At 74.2% G+C, this 1,939-nt stretch carries 1 protein-coding gene; it reads right to left on the reverse strand.

The genetic code is table 11. The features are described from left to right. On the reverse strand, positions 1–1,757 hold a 1,757-nt coding region (locus H5J30_RS30125; protein ID WP_181790556.1), incomplete at its 3' end, for an ABC-F family ATP-binding cassette domain-containing protein. Positions 1,758–1,939: the final 182 nt, after the last annotated feature.

Genomic DNA, 1,939 nt, shown 5'->3' on the forward strand with positions numbered 1-1,939 from the left:
TCCGCCACCCGCGCGAAGTCCGTCGCGTGCTCGGCGATCGCGGCGTGCAGCTCGCCCTCCTTGCCGCCGATCCGGTCCAACTGCCGCTCGATGCGCTGCAGCTCCTTCTTCGCCGCCCGCGCGTCCGCCGCGGACAGCCCGGCCGCCGGGGCCGCGGCCTGCGACGCCTGCGCCGGTGACTGCGGCTGGGCCTGCGCCTGCGCCTCGCGGATACGGGCCCGCCGACGCAGGTACTCCTCGATCCCGCCCGGCAGCATCCGCAGCGCCCCGTCGCCCAGCAGCGCGTGCACCGTGTCCGTCGTCCGCTCGATGAAGTACCGGTCGTGGCTGATGACCACCAGCGTCCCCGGCCAGCCGTCCAGCAGGTCTTCGAGCTGCGTGAGGGTCTCGATGTCCAGGTCGTTGGTCGGCTCGTCGAGGAACAGCACGTTCGGCTCGTCCATCAGCAGCCGCAGCAGCTGCAGCCGCCGCCGCTCGCCGCCGGACAGGTCGCCCACCGGCGTCCACTGCTTCTCGCGCCCGAAGCCGAACTGCTCGCACAGCTGCGAGGCGGTCATCTCCCGCCCCTTGCCGAGGTCCACCCGCTGCCGTACCCGCTCGACCGACTCCAGCAGCCGCCACTGCGGATCCAGCTCCGTGACCTCCTGCGAGAGGTACGCGAGCCGCACCGTCCGGCCCGCGACGATCCGCCCTGCGGCCGGCTGCCGCTCGCCGCCGGAGGCGGCGGTGTCCGCGAGCGTACGCAGCAGGGACGTCTTGCCCGCCCCGTTGACGCCGAGGAGCCCGATGCGGTCGCCGGGTCCGAGTTGCCAGGTCAACCCCTTGAGCAGCACCCTGCCGTCTTCGCCGCCGCCGGCCCGTACGGTGACGTCCTCCAGGTCGAAGACCGTCTTGCCGAGGCGGGAGTTGGCGAACTTCATCAGCTCCGCGGAGTCGCGGGGCGGGGGCACGTCGGCGATGAGCGCGTTGGCGGCCTCGATGCGGAAGCGGGGCTTGCTGGTACGGGCCGGGGCACCGCGGCGCAGCCAGGCCAGCTCCTTGCGCACGAGGTTCTGCCGCTTGGCCTCCTCGGTGGCGGCGATGCGGGTGCGCTCGGCGCGGGCGAAGACGTAGTCGGAGTAGCCGCCGTCGTACTCGTGGACGGCGCCGCGCTGGACGTCCCACATGCGGGTGCAGACCTGGTCGAGGAACCAGCGGTCGTGGGTGACGACGACGAGCGCGGCGCGGCGCGTGCGCAGGTGCTCGGCGAGCCAGGCGATGCCCTCGACGTCGAGGTGGTTGGTCGGCTCGTCCAGGACGACGAGGCCGGGGGTGCCGATGAGCAGCTTGGCCAGCGCGATGCGGCGGCGCTCGCCGCCGGAGAGCGGGCCGATGACGGTGTCGAGGCCCTGCTCGAACCCGGGCAGGTCGAGGCCGCCGAAGAGGCCGGTGAGCACGTCGCGGACGCGGGCGTCGCCGGCCCACTCGTGGTCGGCCATGTCGCCGACGACCTCGTGCCGGACGGTGGCGGCGGGGTCGAGGGTGTCGCCCTGGGTGAGGACGCCGAGGGTGAGGCCGCCGGTGTGGGTGACGCGGCCGGCGTCGGGCTCTTCGAGCTTGGCGAGGAGGCGGACGAGGGTGGTCTTGCCGTCGCCGTTGCGGCCGACGATGCCGATGCGGTCGCCTTCGGCGACGCCGAGGGAGATGCCGTCGAGGAGGGCGCGGGTGCCGTAGACCTTGTCGACGGCTTCCAGGTTGACCAGGTTGGCGGCAGCCATGACGGTGCGGTGCTCCTCGCGGGGTCGGGTCGGGTTTCCTCGGCGGACGGCCTCCCAGCGTAGTTCGCACTTCGCGAACCGCCGCCCGCGGCCTTTCCCCGACGCCGCCCCCCGGCGCCCGGCGAGCCGCCCTGCCCCCTCGGGCCGTCAGCCCACCACGGCCGCCCCCGGCGCCGGGGCCT

This window comes from Streptomyces phytophilus (genome assembly GCF_013870535.1).
Lineage (GTDB): Bacteria > Actinomycetota > Actinomycetes > Streptomycetales > Streptomycetaceae > Streptomyces > Streptomyces phytophilus.